Below are 16,651 nucleotides of genomic sequence, written 5' to 3' on the forward strand. Positions count from 1 at the left end.
GTAAAATTAAAGATATATTTCAACTTGTAACATTGCTGTAATATTTGCCTCTTAAATTACAACAATGTAACGTTGTAATCGTTCTGTAGCAAAAAAGGGCAAAAAAATAGGAGCTAAGAACTCTAGCTCCTATTTTCTCTTCTGCTTATTAGTCTACGTTTAGCTTCATTAAAGTGCCTTGCATCTGTAAATTTAAGATGAGGAAAGCTAGTTAACAACCTTTTTTGATTCCATGAAAATGATTCTAGTAGTTTATCAAAACGATCATTAAGCTTGTTCTCATCTACCTTTAGCTGTGCATTTAACCGTTCATCCCAATGTTTAGTACTAAGATGAAGTTTCTCTACACTGATAATAGTGAGAATAAAATCAGTTCCCATGACTAAAAGTATCATTAAGGCTAAATAACCATGTGTTTTTGCTTCTTCCCAATTAATAATTTTCTGAATGAAGGGTTGAACTATTTTTACTAAGAAAACAACCCCTAATCCCCAAAATAAAGAGATGATTGGTGCGACCCTTCCTTGAATATTTCCCCATAGGTGCGAATAGTCCCATAACTTCATATGAAACACATACTGTAAGAACACGCTAGCACAATATTCAAAAATAGTAGCTACAATTACTCCTACTATATATAGAAGAAAAAGGTTATTTTGAATTCGATACGTACAGATTAAAATTGTTGTTACAGCAAAGCCATATACGGGACAGTATGGTCCAAATAGAAAACCTCGATAATCATAATGATGATCTTTAATTGAACAATATATAGTTTCCCAAATCCAGCCAATTACAGAATATGTAAAAAATAGCACAACAACTTCAGAAAAAGTAAATGGCATTTTTAATACCTCATAAATATTTAAATAATTCCTCTATATTAAAGATATCATGATTTTAGCCAAACTACGGTTTAAAAGACCTCTGGAAAAACTTATTAAAAAGCGCCAAAATATTCTTAGCTACAATTAGAAAGGTATATATAATGAAGAAACTCAATAAAACAGCTAGTAAATATGCTAACTTTCTTCGCTTTTTTATCATTCTTGCACTAGGATTTCTAGGTACACTTATTACTATCCTAATGTTCAGTCAATTATTTATAATTGGTCAAATGATGTTTATGAAAAATTTGACTAACATACCGACCAAAATTTTAGACGAAATCGTTACTTTCTTCTTATTCTTTGAATTTTCTGTAATGGTTGTTGCCGCCTTAAAACATATGGGACATACTAGTTTAAATTTTTTAATGAGTTTAGGGATCACTGCTCTATTAAGGAACTTAATTACTGCTCATGGAGAACCAATGCAAATTTTAATTCATGCAGTTGCAATTTTATTGTTAATAATTGGAATTGTTATTTTGAATAAACACATAAAATTATAGCAACAAAGGGCATCAATGCGATAAAAACATTGATGCCCCTTTTCTAACTTTATTAAATATTCAATTCATATGCTAACCGACTTGGATCTTTGGGATCTTCATCAACTTGAATAATTCCACGTTCAATAAAATTATGTTTTACAGCTAAATGTTGCATAATTTCGTTTTTTCGTGAAGTATCAATTCTAAAATTTCTGATTTTCTGGCTAGCCATAATTGAAATTAAATCTGAAAACATAAAACTAGCCAGGTGCATTCCTCGATATTTACTACTAATCGCTAAGCGATGAAAAGTAGCATAAGGATCAATCTTATTTTTCCAAGCACCATCAATTTTTTGATATGTTGGCTCTTCACCAACTATGCTTGCTGCATAACCTGCAATTTGATTATTTACTATTAAAACTAACCCATATTTATTCTTTATGTCAGTTTCAATAGTTTCTTCAGTAGGATAATTTCCTTGCCACTGACTACTTCCACTCTGTTTTAAGAAAGATTTAGCTTCATTAATAATATGCATAATATCAGGTAAATCTGTATTAGCAGCAAAGCGAGTATAAATTAAAGACATTATTTTTCCTTTTCTATTATTAACCTTCTCTCAGAAACTCCTCCAATTGTTCTTTAGAGAAACTATCCCCATAGTCTTGCTCTAGTCGCTCCAAAATTTGTTGATCAGTTCCACCAAAATCTTTTAAAGCTCCGATTAACTTTTTAATTCCTGTAATTCTTTCTTTTTCCTTGCCTTCTTTTTTACCTTGTAGGATTCCTTGTTCAATACCTTGTTGAATACCTTTTTCAATGCCGCGCTTTAAACCTTTTTCTTCTGCATCTTGTTCTCGCTCTAGCAATTTAGTTTCATAATCCATAATCATATCCCTCCACTTCTCATCACTATTAATTTCTTTAATTCTATTTTGTGCTATATCAAAATATGTATCACCAGAAACAGGTAAATTCTTCATCAATTTCACCAAATTAAGCAAAGTTTTCGTTTCGTCACCATTTGGAATTCCATTTGAATTAATTATAATTTTGGTTAATCCATCCTGCAATACATCTGTTTGATCATTGGAATTTATAGTTAAATATTTATTTCTAATTGGTGTTTTTTCAGTTTGTGTAAATGTGCAAAGAAAAATTATATATACATTCTTCAAGCTTCGATATGTACTGCCCTTCTTCAAAGTATATCTTTGATCTGCTTTTGCAGCATAATAGCGCATTCGTCTAGCAATATCATCAGTATTAGTAGTCTGAACTCCAATGTTATAAAGATTATGATTATAATCCTCAACTAAAATATCTAAGCGCACATCTTTTTGACTATAGTGTTCAGGATCATTTATTTCTTCTTGCTTATGTGGAAAATAGATGTCTTCAATAGCTAACTCTGGCAAGATTCCTTGCAAAACATGCTTGCAAAATTCTTTATTTGACATTACTTCGCCAAACACCTTGTCTTCTGTAAAACCGAACCATGGTTTTTTGTGCATATTTTTCATTCGGCACCTCTTTCATACTTTTGTTCTATTAGTTATTACGCGAAAAAATGCCGAATTTTTTCATTATGTTAAAAATGTGTAAAAAAAAGCCTTTCAAAGCAAGTTCTACGGAACTCTTTGAAAGGCTTCTTTAGTTAATACCCTGAGTGCTGAATGCCAGAATCGAACTGGCGACCTCTTCTTTACGAGGGAAGCGCTCTACCAACTGAGCTAATTCAGCAATTAACATTAGAATTATAACAAAGATTTTCTTTCTCTGTAAAGTATCAACAAATTTTTGCAAATAAAAAATCGAAGTAGTATTCTACTCCGACTTCCAATTAAAAGTTAGCTGTATCTGGATCAGTAGCTAATCCACTAACTCCATGTAAACTATCTAATTTATTCATCTGTTCAGAATTCAAGTTAAAATCAAACACTTCAACATTAGCTTGAATATACTTATCATGAACTGATTTAGGCAGTGGTAAAAATCCATGTTCTAAAGACCAGCGAATTAAAACTTGAGCTGGAGATTTTCCTACTTCACTAGCTATTTCCTTAACAGTTTCATTACCTAATAATCCACCAGTACCTAAAGGACTATATGCTTCACTAAGTAATCCCAGTTTATTATTAACCTTAACTACATCTGATTGTAAATCGCTTGGATTAAGCATGATTTGATTAACCACAGGCTTTATTTCAGCTGTTTTAAGAAGTTCATCCAAATGACGTTTTCTAAAATTAGAAACTCCAATTGCCCTAATTTTTCCAGCTTGTACGGCTTCTTCCATTGCTCGCCAGCTTTCAGCATTTGCTTCAGCCCAGTGATCGCGCATGGCAACGGGATTAGGCCAATGAATTAGGTACAAGTCTAAATAATCAACCTTTAAATTTTGCAAACTTCTATCAATTGCCGCTTTAGTTGACTGATAGCCATGATCTGCATTCCAAAGCTTAGTTGTAATAAATAAGTCATGGCGATTTATTCCGCTCTTTTTTATTGCTTGACCAACGCTTTTTTCATTGCCATAAGCTGCTGCTGTATCAATATGCCGATAGCCTGCATTAAGTGCTACTTCAACTGCATGCTTTGCAATATCTCCATCGGGTGTTTGCCAAGTTCCAAATCCAATAATTGGAATTTCTACACCATTATTTAATGTATATGTATCTTCGATTGAATGAAAATTCATACATCTACCCCATTTCTGTATCTATCCTTGTTATAAAAGTAAGTTGTGAAACCTTATGACGATTTGACTATCTACTTAAATAAATCATTAAAAGCTTCTGACATAGTTGGATGGGTATAAATTTGATCTCTTAAAACAGTATAGGAAAGATGAGCCTTCATTGCTAAAGAAATCAGGTTAATTAACTCATAAGATTCAATTCCATATAAAGTTGCACCTAAGATTTCTTCAGTTTCAGGATCAACTAATGCCTTAAATAAACCTCTACTATCTTTAGCAACTTTTGCCTTTGGAATGGCTGCAACTGGCAACTTAAATAATTTATATTCTTTATTTTGATTGCGTGCTTGCTTTTCATTTAAACCAACTTGAGACAAAGCAGGTGAAATAAAGACACTATAAGGGACCACTTTACGATCACTGATCATCCGTGCGCCAGTACCAAATAATTGATCTTTAATAATTCTAAAATCATCCAAAGAAATATAAGTAAATTGAAGACCACCCTTAACATCTCCAATTGCCCATACATTATCAACTGTTGTTCTTAAAAAATCATCTACTTTAATTGCACCGCGATCTGTTATTTCAATAGAAGTATTTTCCAAACCGAGATTTTCAATATTCGGCTTTCTTCCCGTTGCAGCTAAAATCCGATTTGCGCTAATTTCTTTTTCTTGACCGTTTATTTGATAACGAACTTTTGCTTCATTTTCTTCATCAATAATTTCTTCAATATCAGCTCCAAGTTCAAAATGAACTCCTGCATCTTCTAAGTCCTTTTTAACTAATTGGCTAATATCGTCATCTTCTCTACTTAAAAATTCTCTGCTATGATCAAGCACTGTTACTTTACTGCCGTATTTTGCAAACATACTTGCAAATTCTAACCCAATATAACCGGCTCCAATAATTGTTAAATTTTCTGGCATCTTCTTTTCATCCATTGCTTGAGTAGAGTCAAGAATATACTTACTTTCTTTTAAACCAGGAATTGGTAACATTACTGGAACAGCTCCAGTATTAATAAAAATACGCTCACCCTTAAATTGCTCTTTTTTACCATTAGTTAAAACTACTTCAATTTCATGATCTGCAATAAAATGAGCTTCACCATCTAAAACTGTCACCGTTTGTTCATCTGCTAACATATGGTAATTTTTATTCCGCAATTGTGCAGTCATTTCATTTTTTCCACTCACTGCATCCACATATGAAACACCATTAGCGGCTTCAATAATTAACCTTTTTGACGGTAAGCAGGCGATGTTAATGCAAGTCCCACCGTACATCTTATTAGATTTTTCAATTACTAATACTTCTTCACTCTTTTGAGCTAAAAACTTAGCTAAAGTTTTCCCACCTTTACCAAAACCAATGATAATGTTTTTGATTGTTTTCATAATTTTATCCTCTTACTTTTTATAAGCTTACTTCTTTAACTATTATTTTAAACATATAATATAAAATTGCACTATTTTTGCTTATAATTTTTTGTAATTATCCAACATCAAAGAAAAAATAAAGAATCATAGTGACACCACATAAATTTTTAAAACAGAATTTTCAAAATAAGTTATTGTGATAAAATTAACTTGATTCGGTTATTATTTAATAAAAAAGGAGTAACTAGTTAATGCGAGTATTAGTTATCGGTGGGGCCGGTTATATCGGCTCTCACGCTGTTAGAAAGTTAATTGAAGAAGGTAACGATGTCGTTGTCCTTGATTCTCTCTACACTGGCCACAGAAAGGCTGTTGACAAGAAAGCTAAGTTTTACCAAGGCGATATTGAAGATACTAATTTAGTAAGCAAGATCTTACGTGATGAAAACATTGATGCTGTAATGCACTTCGCCGCTTACTCATTAGTTCCTGAATCAGTTAAGAAACCATTGAAGTACTACGACAATAACGTTTCAGGTATGATTTCTCTTCTGCAAGCAATGGACGACGCTAAAGTTAAGTACTTAGTATTCTCATCTTCTGCTGCAACTTATGGCATTCCAAAGACATTGCCAATTACTGAAGATACACCGCTTGATCCAATCAATCCATACGGTGAAACTAAGATGATGATGGAAAAGATTATGCACTGGGCTGACAAGGCTGACGGCATTAAGTCAATTGCTCTGCGCTACTTTAATGTGGCTGGCGCTTCAAGCGATGGTTCAATTGGTGAAGACCATGGTCCTGAAACTCACTTAATTCCAAACATCTTAAAGAGTGCTATTTCTGGTGATGGCAATTTCACTATTTTTGGTGACGACTATGACACTAAAGACGGTACTAATGTCCGCGACTATGTTCAAGTTGAAGACTTAATTGACGCTCACATCTTAGCACTTAAGCATGTAATGGAAACTAACAAGTCTGATGTCTTTAACTTAGGTACTGCTCAAGGTTACTCAAACTTAGAAATCCTTGAAGCTGCTAAGAAAGTTACTGGCATTGACATTCCTTACACTATTGGACCAAGAAGAGGTGGAGATCCTGATTCCTTAGTTGCTGACTCAAGCAAGGCTCGTAAAGTCTTAGGCTGGAAGCCAAAGCATGAAAATGTTGACGATGTAATCGCAACTGCTTGGAACTGGCACAAGAGCCACCCAAAGGGTTACGAAGATAAGTAAAGGTAATAAAAATAACCATTCAGTTAACTGATAACTGAATGGTTATTTTTTTATCTCAATTTATTGACACACTCTTTCATTTCTTTAATATCCAAAATACTTTGCGCAAATTCTTTTCTTACTAATTCATCTGGTAAATACTCATCATATTTATCAAAAACAGGAACTTCTTTCGGATAAACTAATTCCAATGGATCGAAGTCTTTATTTGCTTCTTCTTTCAGAATTTCTAAAAATTCATCCTTACCTACATCCATCGCAAATTGCATAAAATATGGTCGACTAGAATTAAAACCTCTTAAGCCAAGGCGTTTAGCACATTTTATCTTAATTAATCTTTCTAATGCTAAAAACGCATAAGTACCAGTCCAAGGAAAAAGACACCACATTTTTCCACCAAGATTAATTAAATTACTCTCTAGCATCCTTGAAGTTTGTGCTGTATCCCGCACTTCTTTTAAACGCGCTACAGCATGCTTCATTAAGTATGGATATTGCGTTTTTTCGCCTAAGATTTTCCTCATTCTCTGTAAAATCTTAGGTTGAATGTCTCCTGCTACATCCCCGAAATAAGCTGGAATTCGTCCTTTAACAGGATAGCAATAAACTTGATGTCGTTTTCGATCTACATCCTCTACTACCCAAACACGGCCAGCAATTGCAATCTTATCTCCAACTGGAGGTGGCTTAACAATTGTTCCCAATTCTTCAGAATCAGATTTAACAGAATATTCTTCATTTTCTTGGAAAACAGCATAAAACTTAAAATTGTTTATTACTCGCTCTCCAGTTAATCCAATAATCAAACCACCATTTTCGGTTTGTTGAATATGATCTTCTTTGATCAAATAACGTAATAGAACTCGATAATCATTTTGACTAACGTTATGGAAATAATGGAGCGTTAATACTCGAGATGCCAGTTCAGCTGGAGTCATTTCCCCGCTTGATGCTAAAGTTGACATAGTTTGATGATACAGCAAACTATATGGTAGTCTGTTGGGTTCTGGCGGTTCCACCCATTTTTCTTCTAAATATAGCTGAACTAAAGCAATTCCTTGGAGTAATGACCAAGGGATAATTTCCGGCAGCATCGCACGAGACTCAGGATGGGACTCCCGCATCACAAACCACATTTCTGCTGGATTTCCCCTGCGTCCAGTTCTACCCATCCTTTGTAAAAAACCAGAGACTGTAAAAGGAGCATCAACTTGAAAGGCACGCTCTAATTTTCCAATATCAATACCTAATTCAAGCGTTGCGGTTGCACAAGTTGTCATTAATGAATCTTCGTTTTTCATTTCAGCTTCTGCAGTTTGGCGATATGCAGCTGACAAATTACCATGATGAATTAAAAAACGGTCTGGCTCATGATTTATTTCACAATACTGTCTTAAAATTTGACATACTGCTTCGCATTCTTCTCGACTATTAGTAAAAACCAAACATTTCTTTCCACGCGTATGTTCAAAAATATAAGCCATCGATGGATCAGCCATTTGAGGTGCCTGATCACTTTTCTCATCTAAAACTGGCTGAGCTGGGTCAAAGCCACTACTATCAGCTTGTGGTCCATTATCATAAAAATGCTCCATCGATAATCGCCAAACTTGACCCCCACTTTCTGTCTTAGGAACCGTAGTTCTACGTTTCGACCCTGCTCCTAAAAATCTAGCAGCAGATTCAGTATCACCAATCGTTGCAGAAAGTCCGATTCGCCTTGGATCAACTCCAGCCATTTTCGATAATCTCTCAATCAAACAAAAAGTTTGTCCTCCTCGATCTGATCGTAAAAAAGAATGAAGTTCGTCAATGACTACATATCTTAAATCATGAAACAAATTAGGAATATCCATATGCTTGTTAATCATCAACGATTCTAAAGATTCTGGAGTGATTTGTAGAATTCCCGATGGATGCTTAAGCAGTTTCCTTTTTTGGGTTTGAGCTACTTCACCATGCCAACGCCAAATTGGGATATCAACATCTTGGCAAAGATCCGTTAATCGTTCATATTGGTCATTTATTAGTGCCTTTAGTGGTGAAATATACAGAACACCAACAGAGCTGGAAGGATTTTCATATAGATCCGTCAAAATTGGAAAAAAAGCCGCTTCAGTCTTACCAGACGCTGTCGAAGCAGCTAGCAAGACATTATCTTGACTATTAAAAATAGTTTCTGCTGCCCCAACTTGAATTGATCGTAAATTTTTCCAATTATGTTCATAAATATAGTCCTGAATAAAAGGAGCAAAACGTGTAAAAATATCCATTTTTTCACTTAAATTCTAAACTCAGCAAAATTATCAGACTTTTCATCAGAAACAGCCTCTGACTCAGTATAAGAAAACTTATCAGAATTAAGTAGCTGCTCAATATTAGTCTTAGGATTTTGCCAAACAATATCTAATAATTCAATAAAATCACGAATAATCTCACGTGGCGTAATATTGGAAGAAGCACCCACACGTGAATATTCAATTTTAATAAATTTTTCTAAGTCATCCTCTGTAATTGTTCTTTCATATCCATATAAATGAGCGTGCATGTCTGCCAATTTTTCAGCTAAAACTAGCATTTCTTCAGGAGTAAGAGGATCAAGTTTGATAACAGGAGCATACATGTCCCTATTACCAGCTTCTGAAAATTTTCCGCTAGCAAGACGTGAACGTAAAGCCTCGTAAGAATATACGCCTCGTCTCTTGTCTTCAACAGCTTGAGGCGTACCACACATAATAATTCCCAAATACTTTGATTTTCCTTGTAAAGCATCATTATACATTGTTAGTATCTTTTCATAATTGTACTGCCGGCTGATACTATTCGGAATTTTATAAATATTAACTAATTCATCAATCATAATCATTAAACCAGCATATCCAGCCTGTCTAAAGAATGAAGCAAATAACTTAAGGTACTCATACCAATCATCATCCGAGATTACAATATCTACCCCTAGCTCTTTTTTAGCTTGAGTCTTATTTTCATATTCTCCCCTAAACCATTTAATAACTTTAGCTTTAGTTTCTTCATCATTATTAATATAGGCTTGATAATACATTTTGAGCAATTTAGCAAAATCAAAACCATGCACTAATTCAGAAAGACTAGAAATTACCGCATAGATCTTTTTATTAACTGCTTCTTCAAAAGCTGGGTCATCTGCATTTAAATTAGTGTCTGTGGCAACTTGCATTTGAACTGAATTAATCCAGCGATCAAGAATTAAAGTTAAGGCTCCACCTTCTGGTCTAGTCTTAGTAGAAAGATTTTGAATCAACTCACGATAGGTAGCTAATCCTTGTCCTTTTCCACCTTGCAGACGTCTTTCAGGTGATAAATCTCCATCAACTACGACAAAATTCTTATCCATTACATAATTTCTAATTGTTTGAAGCAAAAAACTTTTTCCAGACCCATATCGACCAACAATAAACCTAAAAGATGCGCCACCATTTTCAATTAACTCTACATCATGCAGCAAAGCTTCAATCTCAGCTTTTCTTCCAACCGTAATATAGGGTAAGCCAATTCTTGGAACTACTCCTCCTTTTAAAGAATTTAATATAGTTTGAGCTATTCTCTTAGGTACTTTTCTTTTTTTATTAATAGCCATCTTTCTAATTTTTTCCTTTCAAAAACATGTCTTCTATATCTTCTTGATAGTCTTCAATTATTGCTGGTACATCATTGACAAATTCGATTACATTATCACCGATTTCATCAAAAAGTCTTTCATTTATATTGTCGATCACAACTGCTGTCATTAGATGCTTTTCTTTAAGATATTGAGCAGGATTTTCACCTTTTAAGAGCATCTTGATAGTATGCAATTCTTCTCGACTTAGACCATAATCTTCAAAATCCTCGTCCCTATCTTTTTCAGTAATTTCTTCAAGTTGCTTTTCTTCCTTTTCAGCTCGTAATTCTTCCTCAGTTAATAAACTATCCCTTGTACCAGCGGCATCCTCTCTGATGGTAGACAAATGCGCTAAATTAATTTCAATCTTTGGTTGTTTTAATTTATATTCTTCAATTTTGTACTTCTTAATTCCATCTTTTATAGCCTGAAGATAATGCTTTTCAATTTTTCTAGGCTTTAAGTTTCGCCCTAAATTAAAGTTTTTCCTAACTTCACGATCAACTTCGTGCAGTAAATTTCCAACAATACTTTTTTGACCTGCTAATCCCCAATAAGACTCACAATACCACGAAGCTTTTTCTTTATCATAAAAATACTTTCTAATTTGATCAATTTCAAAATTAACTGTCTTAGGTATTAATTTATGGTTGAACACAGCAGCGGAAAATAACTGCACCGTCATCTGATTTTTATAAGTAATATAATTAGTCAAAAAATCAAAACCATCTTGACGTAAATCTAAGATTTGCTGCCAAACTAAAACTAATAAATGTTCAAATTTTTCTGGATTCTTTTTATATAAAGGACAGTTTTCAATTTTATAATTAGATAAATTTATTAAGCTTTCTGCAACTTCATGATCAGAAAATTGATTTGGATACAACAAATGCTCATATTTTTTATCCTTCTCCTGCTCTTTCTGAAAAAATTCATTTCTTTTTTCATTAATATTATAAAAAATAATATAGTCGCGAATCCATCTATCAAGATATGCTGCCATTTCTTTGGAAAAAATTTGAGCATAATTTTTATTAAAATTGATTAACTTATCTAACCCGTCTTGAACATTCTCTACGCCTATTCCATTTAATAACTCATATAAATAAATATAAGCATATGAATTAGATACCTTCTCATAAATATTATTCCTAACCTTAGTGCGCCAAGCAAAATAAGTCCGTGCTTGTCCAACAGTTAATTCATGGTAAGTCGGATAATAACGCAAAAATGACTGCTTCTTTTGATAATTATCTTCATAAGTAGCCATTAATTTACCTTGCAAATAAAAATTCTGTTCTTTGCGGACCGAACCTGCCAAATCATAACGATATGACTTAATCATTTTTTGAATTTGTTCGGGAACAGATGCTGTGTTTTCAAAATTTAAATCAGTTTTTGCTTCATTAGAATCAGCTTTTTGCTTAGGATTATTATTGTCATTAGCTTTTTTCCAATTATTAAAATTTATTTTTTGTTCATGATAAACATCTTGTTGATTCGCTTTATCCGTATTCGCATCAGGTATATAGATTAATTTTTCAGGATTAGGTACCTTATTTGACATGAGCACTACTTTGAAAGCATACTCTAAAGATTGTTTTATCTTTTGTTCGCTTAAAAGCAAACTAACTTCTACCCACTTGTTATCTCTTATCAAAGAAGCAGCTGAGAACCCCGGTAAATCTCTAATGGTCGTTGCGAAATCGCCACAATTGATATTTAATTTCTTATTTTTAGGATCTAAATCTAAAAGAGCAAACCAATTTTTAGTAATCGGTGAACTAAAAGCAACTAAATTAGAATTATCATTAAGTTCACTAATACTATTCTTTCCAAAGTGTCTAATAGCATAGCTCAAGAGTTCATCAATATTCATGGCCTCAGCTCCTTTCGAACGTATATTCTACTATATTTTACTTGGTCGATCCATAAACTTGCAGCAAAAAAGGCACCGAAATCATTCAATTTCAGTGCCAAGAAAGAAATTATTTTACTTGATTAATAACATTAATTGCATTTAGGCTACGTGGATAGCCAATAAATGGTACATTAGCTAAAACTATTTTTGTTAAAAACTGTTGATCATTTCCTAAGCCAACATTTGTCTTAGCATGAGCTAATAATTGTGGTTCACAAACGCCCTGAACAGCTAAGTAACAGAACGTAATCATTTCGCGTTCTTTGTCACTAAGACCTTTTCTCGTGTAATAATCACCGAAACAATTATCCACTAACCACTTATTAATAGTCCCCTTTTTAGCAAAGTCTTTCATTTGAGGACCAAACAATCTCATCTGAGTTTCCTCGCCTTTTTCAAGCCTATCCTCCATCATTGTTGTAGCTTGTTTTGGCAAAGGTAACTTTTCTCCGCGAGCAAGCAAAATAGTATTAGTTACTTTAAAAAATGGCATTACACGCCCTAAGCCTAAATAATCAACTGCTTGATAAACAACCTCTTTTACTTCAACTGGACTTACACCATTATCTAAAGCTACAGGTAACATCAAACGATATTCTTCTAAGCCCTGCATCCCTAATAAATAAGCTAAATTAGAAATTAATTTTGTTTTATTTGATAAATCTACATCATCTTGAACTTCTTCGAAAGTAAAATGACTAATTCGCTCCCATGCTTCTGGATCATTTTCTTTTAAAACTTTTTCATGAATATTTTTTTATCTTCTCTAAACATTAACTCACGCCTCTTTCTTATGTTTTCTATTATAAAGAGAGCCAGATAGATTGAAAATTACTTTCTTTCTATGTAGAAATATGCTATCAAAGTATAGAATAAAAAATAACAAATATAGTAACGTTCAAAATAATATACTAAACTAATTGCTATTAATTTTATGTTGATATTAGGTATTTCAAACATATACGCTTATTCAATAAAATAACATCTTATTCTTGAAGTCACAGTAGTTAGCTTTTATATTAAAGATGATTAAGTTAATAGATTTGATTTTATGAGGTACACTGCTATGACAGATTATGCAAAAAGAGAACTTAAAGCATTAGATAGAATTGCTAAAAAGATTTCAGATGCAGAAAGTCACTTAACAAAGATTGAAGATAGTATTGATGATAAAAAACATCGCACCGCTCAACACGAAACAATTAAGGATATTAAATCAATTCTTAGGCACGCAAGAAAAGTCGATAAAGATGAAGATAAGATGGAACAATTCAAAGGTGAAGGTCCTAAAGATTCAACCAAAAATCACTACGTCTACGAACAAGAAGAAGAACCTGTTATCAACGACTTAAAGAAAGATTTCAATGAATTAGATGATAAGCTTGCTAAGTTAAACGACTTTAATGGCGGAGATATTGATGCCTTTAGAACTGAACACCACTATCTTGAAAAGGCTCAAGACATCTTAAAAAAGGCTGGTAAATTAAACTAATTAAGTTCTAAACGGTAATCTATTAATTTACATACACATCAAAAAAGGAGAGGCAAAATTGCTTCTCCTTTTTATATGCGAATTCATATTGACATTTAAATGAGATATTGGAATAGAGATAAACTAGGCTTCAATACCCTTTCCCTTATAAGTTTCTTTCATTAAGTCTTTAATTTCACTAATCAACAAAGCGGAAGGATTAGTTACGACATTTTGATCTCCATAAGCCTCAACAGCCATAGCGTCAACTTTATTATTGAAATCAGCTTCGCTAACTCCATTAGCTTTAAGACTAAGGTTCAGTCCTACACCGTGACCTAATTCGACAATTTTCTTAATTAAGGAATCCACTAACTCTTGATCAGTGTTACCCTTTAAGCCTAAGCTACGAGCAATTGCAGCATAATCCTTATCAGCTCTAAAAGTTGAATAGTGTGGACGCATAGCAAGTTTTCTTGGTTTCTTAGAATTAAATCTAATTACGTATGGCATAGCGATTGCATCACTCAAGCCACTTGGAATACCAAATTCAGATGATTCAGTATGAGCAATTGCATGTCCTACTCCTAAGAAGGCATTAGCATATGCCATTCCAGCTAAAGTAGCTGCATTATGCATTCTACTTCTTGCACTTTGATCACCATTATATGATTTTTCCAAGTTTTCAAAAATCAACTTAATAGCTTCCATTGACCAGCCACGAGTAAAGTCAGTAGCCATTGTAGAAACATAACTTTCTACTGCGTGAGCCAATGCTTCAAAACCAGAACGTGCAATCAATTCTTTAGGCATTGTTTCTACGAATTGATCGTCAACAATTGCAACATCAGGATTTAAAGAATAGTCACAAAGAGTATGTTTAATGCCAGTTACAGTATCTTTAATAATAGAAAATGGTGACACTTCTGAGCCAGTGCCTGAAGTAGTTGGAATACATACTAATTGGATGGCATTATATTTTGGAAACCTTACTGTTCTTTTTCTAATGTCCAAAAATTTTGAATAAGCATCAGCAAAACTCATATCTGGATTTTCATAGAATAAGCGCATTGCTTTAGCAGCATCCATTACCGAACCACCACCAACAGCAATAACTACATCTGGTTTAAAGATATTCATTCTGTGAACACCATCAGCAATTATAGTAGTATCTGGATCTTTAGTTACTGCTTGAAAGACTTCATAGCTCTTCTTTCCACGACGTTGACTAATGATATCGGTAATTTCATTAATGTACTTACTTGCTACGCCTTCATCAGTCACAATGAAAAATCTTTCAACATCTGGCATATGCTTTAAGTAATTTGCAGCATTATGTTCAAAATACGTCTTCTTTGGTACTTTAATCCACTGCATATTATCGCGACGCTTTGCAACGGTCTTAATATTAAGCAAGTCTCTAGCACCAATATTATGTGAGAAAGTATTTGCTCCGTATGAACCAGTTCCCAAAGTAAGAGAAGGAAGCATATTATTGTATAAATCACCGACCCCACCAACTGAAGCAGGAGAGTTTACTAAGATACGACATGCATCCATTTTCATTGAAAAGTCATCAATAACTTTTTCATCTTGTGAGTGAACTCCAGCAGTATGTCCACGACCACCATAGTTTAGAAGATCAGTACAAATCTTATAAGCATCTTCATGATCCTTAGCCTTGTACATAGTAAATACTGGTGAAAGTTTTTCAGCTGATAAAGGATACTTTTTACCTACCCCCTTATATTCAGCAATGATTACTTTGGTATCTTCTGGAACATCTACGCCACATAACTTAGCAATTTGATAAGCTGAACGTCCTGCAACTGGACCAGCAACTGTTCCTCTTCTAGGATCGATAAACTTTTCTTCAAATTTTTTGATTTCATCTGGTTTCAAGAAGTAGCAGTTCCAAGACTTAAATTCATCTTTTACCTTGTTGTAAATTTCTTCATCAACTACTACAGAATTTTCAGATGAACAAATCATTCCATTATCAAAGGTTTTAGACAAAACAATGTCATAAACAGACTCTGGAATATTAGCAGTCTTTTCAATATAGGATGGACCATTACCAGGACCAACACCAATAGCAGGCTTACCAGATGAATAAGCTGCTTTAACCATTCCGGGACCACCAGTAGCTAAAATAGTTTGAACATTTGGATGATTCATTAAAGCACTAGTTGCTTCAAGACTTGGATATTCAATCCATTGAATGGCATCTTTAGGTGCACCTGCCTTAACTGCAGCCTCACGAATAATTTCACCAGTTTTTACACAGCTCTTCTGTGCTTGTGGGTGGAAGCCAAAAATAATAGCATTTCTAGTCTTCAAAGCAAGCATTGCCTTAAAAATTACAGTTGAAGTTGGGTTAGTAACTGGAGTTACTCCAGCAATTACACCCTTAGGTTCAGCAATTTTGACTAATTGCTTTTCCTTATCTTCTTCAATAACACCTACAGTTTTCTCGTGGCGAAGACTGTTCCAAATATTTTCACTAGCGAACATGTTCTTGATCGTTTTGTCTTCTACTACACCACGACCAGTTTCCTCAACTGCCATTTTTGCAAGAAGGTAACTATTTTGCTCTCCAGCACTTGCAATAGCCTCACATATTTTGTCAACTTGTTCTTGATCGAAATCGGCCATCTCATCTAAAGCAACGTGAGCTTTTTCAACATAACCATCAATCATTTTATTTACATCAATTGTTTTTTCTTCTTTTGTAGCCTTTTTATCTTGCACCATCTAAATTGGGCCTCCTACTCGGAAATCTAGGCATATTTTTATGAACAATGACAGTATAGCGCCTATCTTAGACATTTGTAAATGACTTTGTGCACTCTTTTACAAATTCACAATATGATAAAAAGTAAGAAATAGCTGTTTTAAGTAATGATATCGT

The 16,651-nt window shown here is 33.7% G+C and carries 13 protein-coding genes and 1 tRNA gene; 3 read left to right on the forward strand and 11 right to left on the reverse strand.

What is annotated here, in order from left to right:
- Positions 1–122: 122 nt before the first annotated feature.
- Complete coding sequence (locus LGAS_RS07610; protein ID WP_003653784.1) at positions 123–845, reverse strand: putative ABC transporter permease; 723 nt, start codon at positions 843–845, stop codon at positions 123–125.
- Between the two features lie 143 nt (positions 846–988).
- On the opposite strand from LGAS_RS07610, the gene psiE reads away from it, so the two are divergent.
- Complete coding sequence (psiE, locus tag LGAS_RS07615; protein ID WP_003646825.1) at positions 989–1,393, forward strand: phosphate-starvation-inducible protein PsiE; 405 nt, start codon at positions 989–991, stop codon at positions 1,391–1,393.
- A 52-nt stretch (positions 1,394–1,445) separates the two neighbouring features.
- Here the strand turns inward: psiE and LGAS_RS07620 are convergent, their stop codons facing one another.
- From LGAS_RS07620 to LGAS_RS07640, 5 genes are all read right to left on the reverse strand, one after another.
- Positions 1,446–1,967 carry a GNAT family N-acetyltransferase gene (locus LGAS_RS07620; RefSeq protein ID WP_003646824.1) on the reverse strand — a complete coding sequence of 174 codons (522 nt, stop codon included), beginning with the start codon at positions 1,965–1,967 and terminating at the stop codon, positions 1,446–1,448.
- 19 nt (positions 1,968–1,986) lie between these two features.
- Positions 1,987–2,901, reverse strand: coding sequence for an Rpn family recombination-promoting nuclease/putative transposase (locus tag LGAS_RS07625; protein ID WP_003646823.1), 915 nt, complete (start codon positions 2,899–2,901; stop codon positions 1,987–1,989).
- 147 nt (positions 2,902–3,048) lie between these two features.
- A tRNA-Thr gene (locus LGAS_RS07630) sits at positions 3,049–3,121 on the reverse strand.
- Positions 3,122–3,221: 100 nt separating this feature from the next.
- Positions 3,222–4,079, reverse strand: a complete 858-nt coding sequence (locus LGAS_RS07635) for an aldo/keto reductase (RefSeq protein WP_003646822.1) — start codon at positions 4,077–4,079, stop codon at positions 3,222–3,224.
- 71 nt (positions 4,080–4,150) lie between these two features.
- Positions 4,151–5,482: an FAD-containing oxidoreductase gene (locus LGAS_RS07640; protein ID WP_003646821.1), complete on the reverse strand. Its 1,332-nt coding sequence runs from the start codon at positions 5,480–5,482 to the stop codon at positions 4,151–4,153.
- A 233-nt stretch (positions 5,483–5,715) separates the two neighbouring features.
- On the opposite strand from LGAS_RS07640, the gene galE reads away from it, so the two are divergent.
- Positions 5,716–6,708 carry a UDP-glucose 4-epimerase GalE gene (gene galE / locus LGAS_RS07645; protein ID WP_003646820.1) on the forward strand — a complete coding sequence of 331 codons (993 nt, stop codon included), beginning with the start codon at positions 5,716–5,718 and terminating at the stop codon, positions 6,706–6,708.
- A gap of 50 nt (positions 6,709–6,758) precedes the next feature.
- Here the strand turns inward: galE and LGAS_RS07650 are convergent, their stop codons facing one another.
- The 4 genes from LGAS_RS07650 to LGAS_RS07665 all read right to left on the reverse strand — a co-directional run bounded on the left by LGAS_RS07650 (position 6,759) and on the right by LGAS_RS07665 (position 13,020).
- Positions 6,759–8,981: a DEAD/DEAH box helicase gene (locus tag LGAS_RS07650; protein ID WP_003646819.1), complete on the reverse strand. Its 2,223-nt coding sequence runs from the start codon at positions 8,979–8,981 to the stop codon at positions 6,759–6,761.
- An 8-nt stretch (positions 8,982–8,989) separates the two neighbouring features.
- Entirely contained in the window at positions 8,990–10,324 is a 1,335-nt protein-coding gene (locus LGAS_RS07655; protein WP_011678966.1) for an ATP-binding protein, read from the reverse strand.
- 4 nt (positions 10,325–10,328) lie between these two features.
- A complete protein-coding gene (locus tag LGAS_RS07660; protein ID WP_003651031.1) occupies positions 10,329–12,227 on the reverse strand; it encodes a TerB N- and C- terminal domain-containing protein in 1,899 nt (632 codons plus the stop codon).
- Positions 12,228–12,336: 109 nt separating this feature from the next.
- Entirely contained in the window at positions 12,337–13,020 is a 684-nt protein-coding gene (locus LGAS_RS07665; RefSeq protein ID WP_031266075.1) for a carboxymuconolactone decarboxylase family protein, read from the reverse strand.
- Between the two features lie 315 nt (positions 13,021–13,335).
- Here LGAS_RS07665 and LGAS_RS07670 point away from each other — a divergent pair, with 315 nt between their 5' ends.
- A complete protein-coding gene (locus LGAS_RS07670; protein WP_003651033.1) occupies positions 13,336–13,761 on the forward strand; it encodes a hypothetical protein in 426 nt (141 codons plus the stop codon).
- Between the two features lie 123 nt (positions 13,762–13,884).
- Here the strand turns inward: LGAS_RS07670 and adhE are convergent, their stop codons facing one another.
- Positions 13,885–16,494 carry a bifunctional acetaldehyde-CoA/alcohol dehydrogenase gene (gene adhE, locus LGAS_RS07675; RefSeq protein ID WP_003646814.1) on the reverse strand — a complete coding sequence of 870 codons (2,610 nt, stop codon included), beginning with the start codon at positions 16,492–16,494 and terminating at the stop codon, positions 13,885–13,887.
- Between the last annotated feature and the right edge of the window lie 157 nt (positions 16,495–16,651).

Source organism: Lactobacillus gasseri ATCC 33323 = JCM 1131, from assembly GCF_000014425.1.
In the GTDB taxonomy this organism is placed as follows: domain Bacteria; phylum Bacillota; class Bacilli; order Lactobacillales; family Lactobacillaceae; genus Lactobacillus; species Lactobacillus gasseri.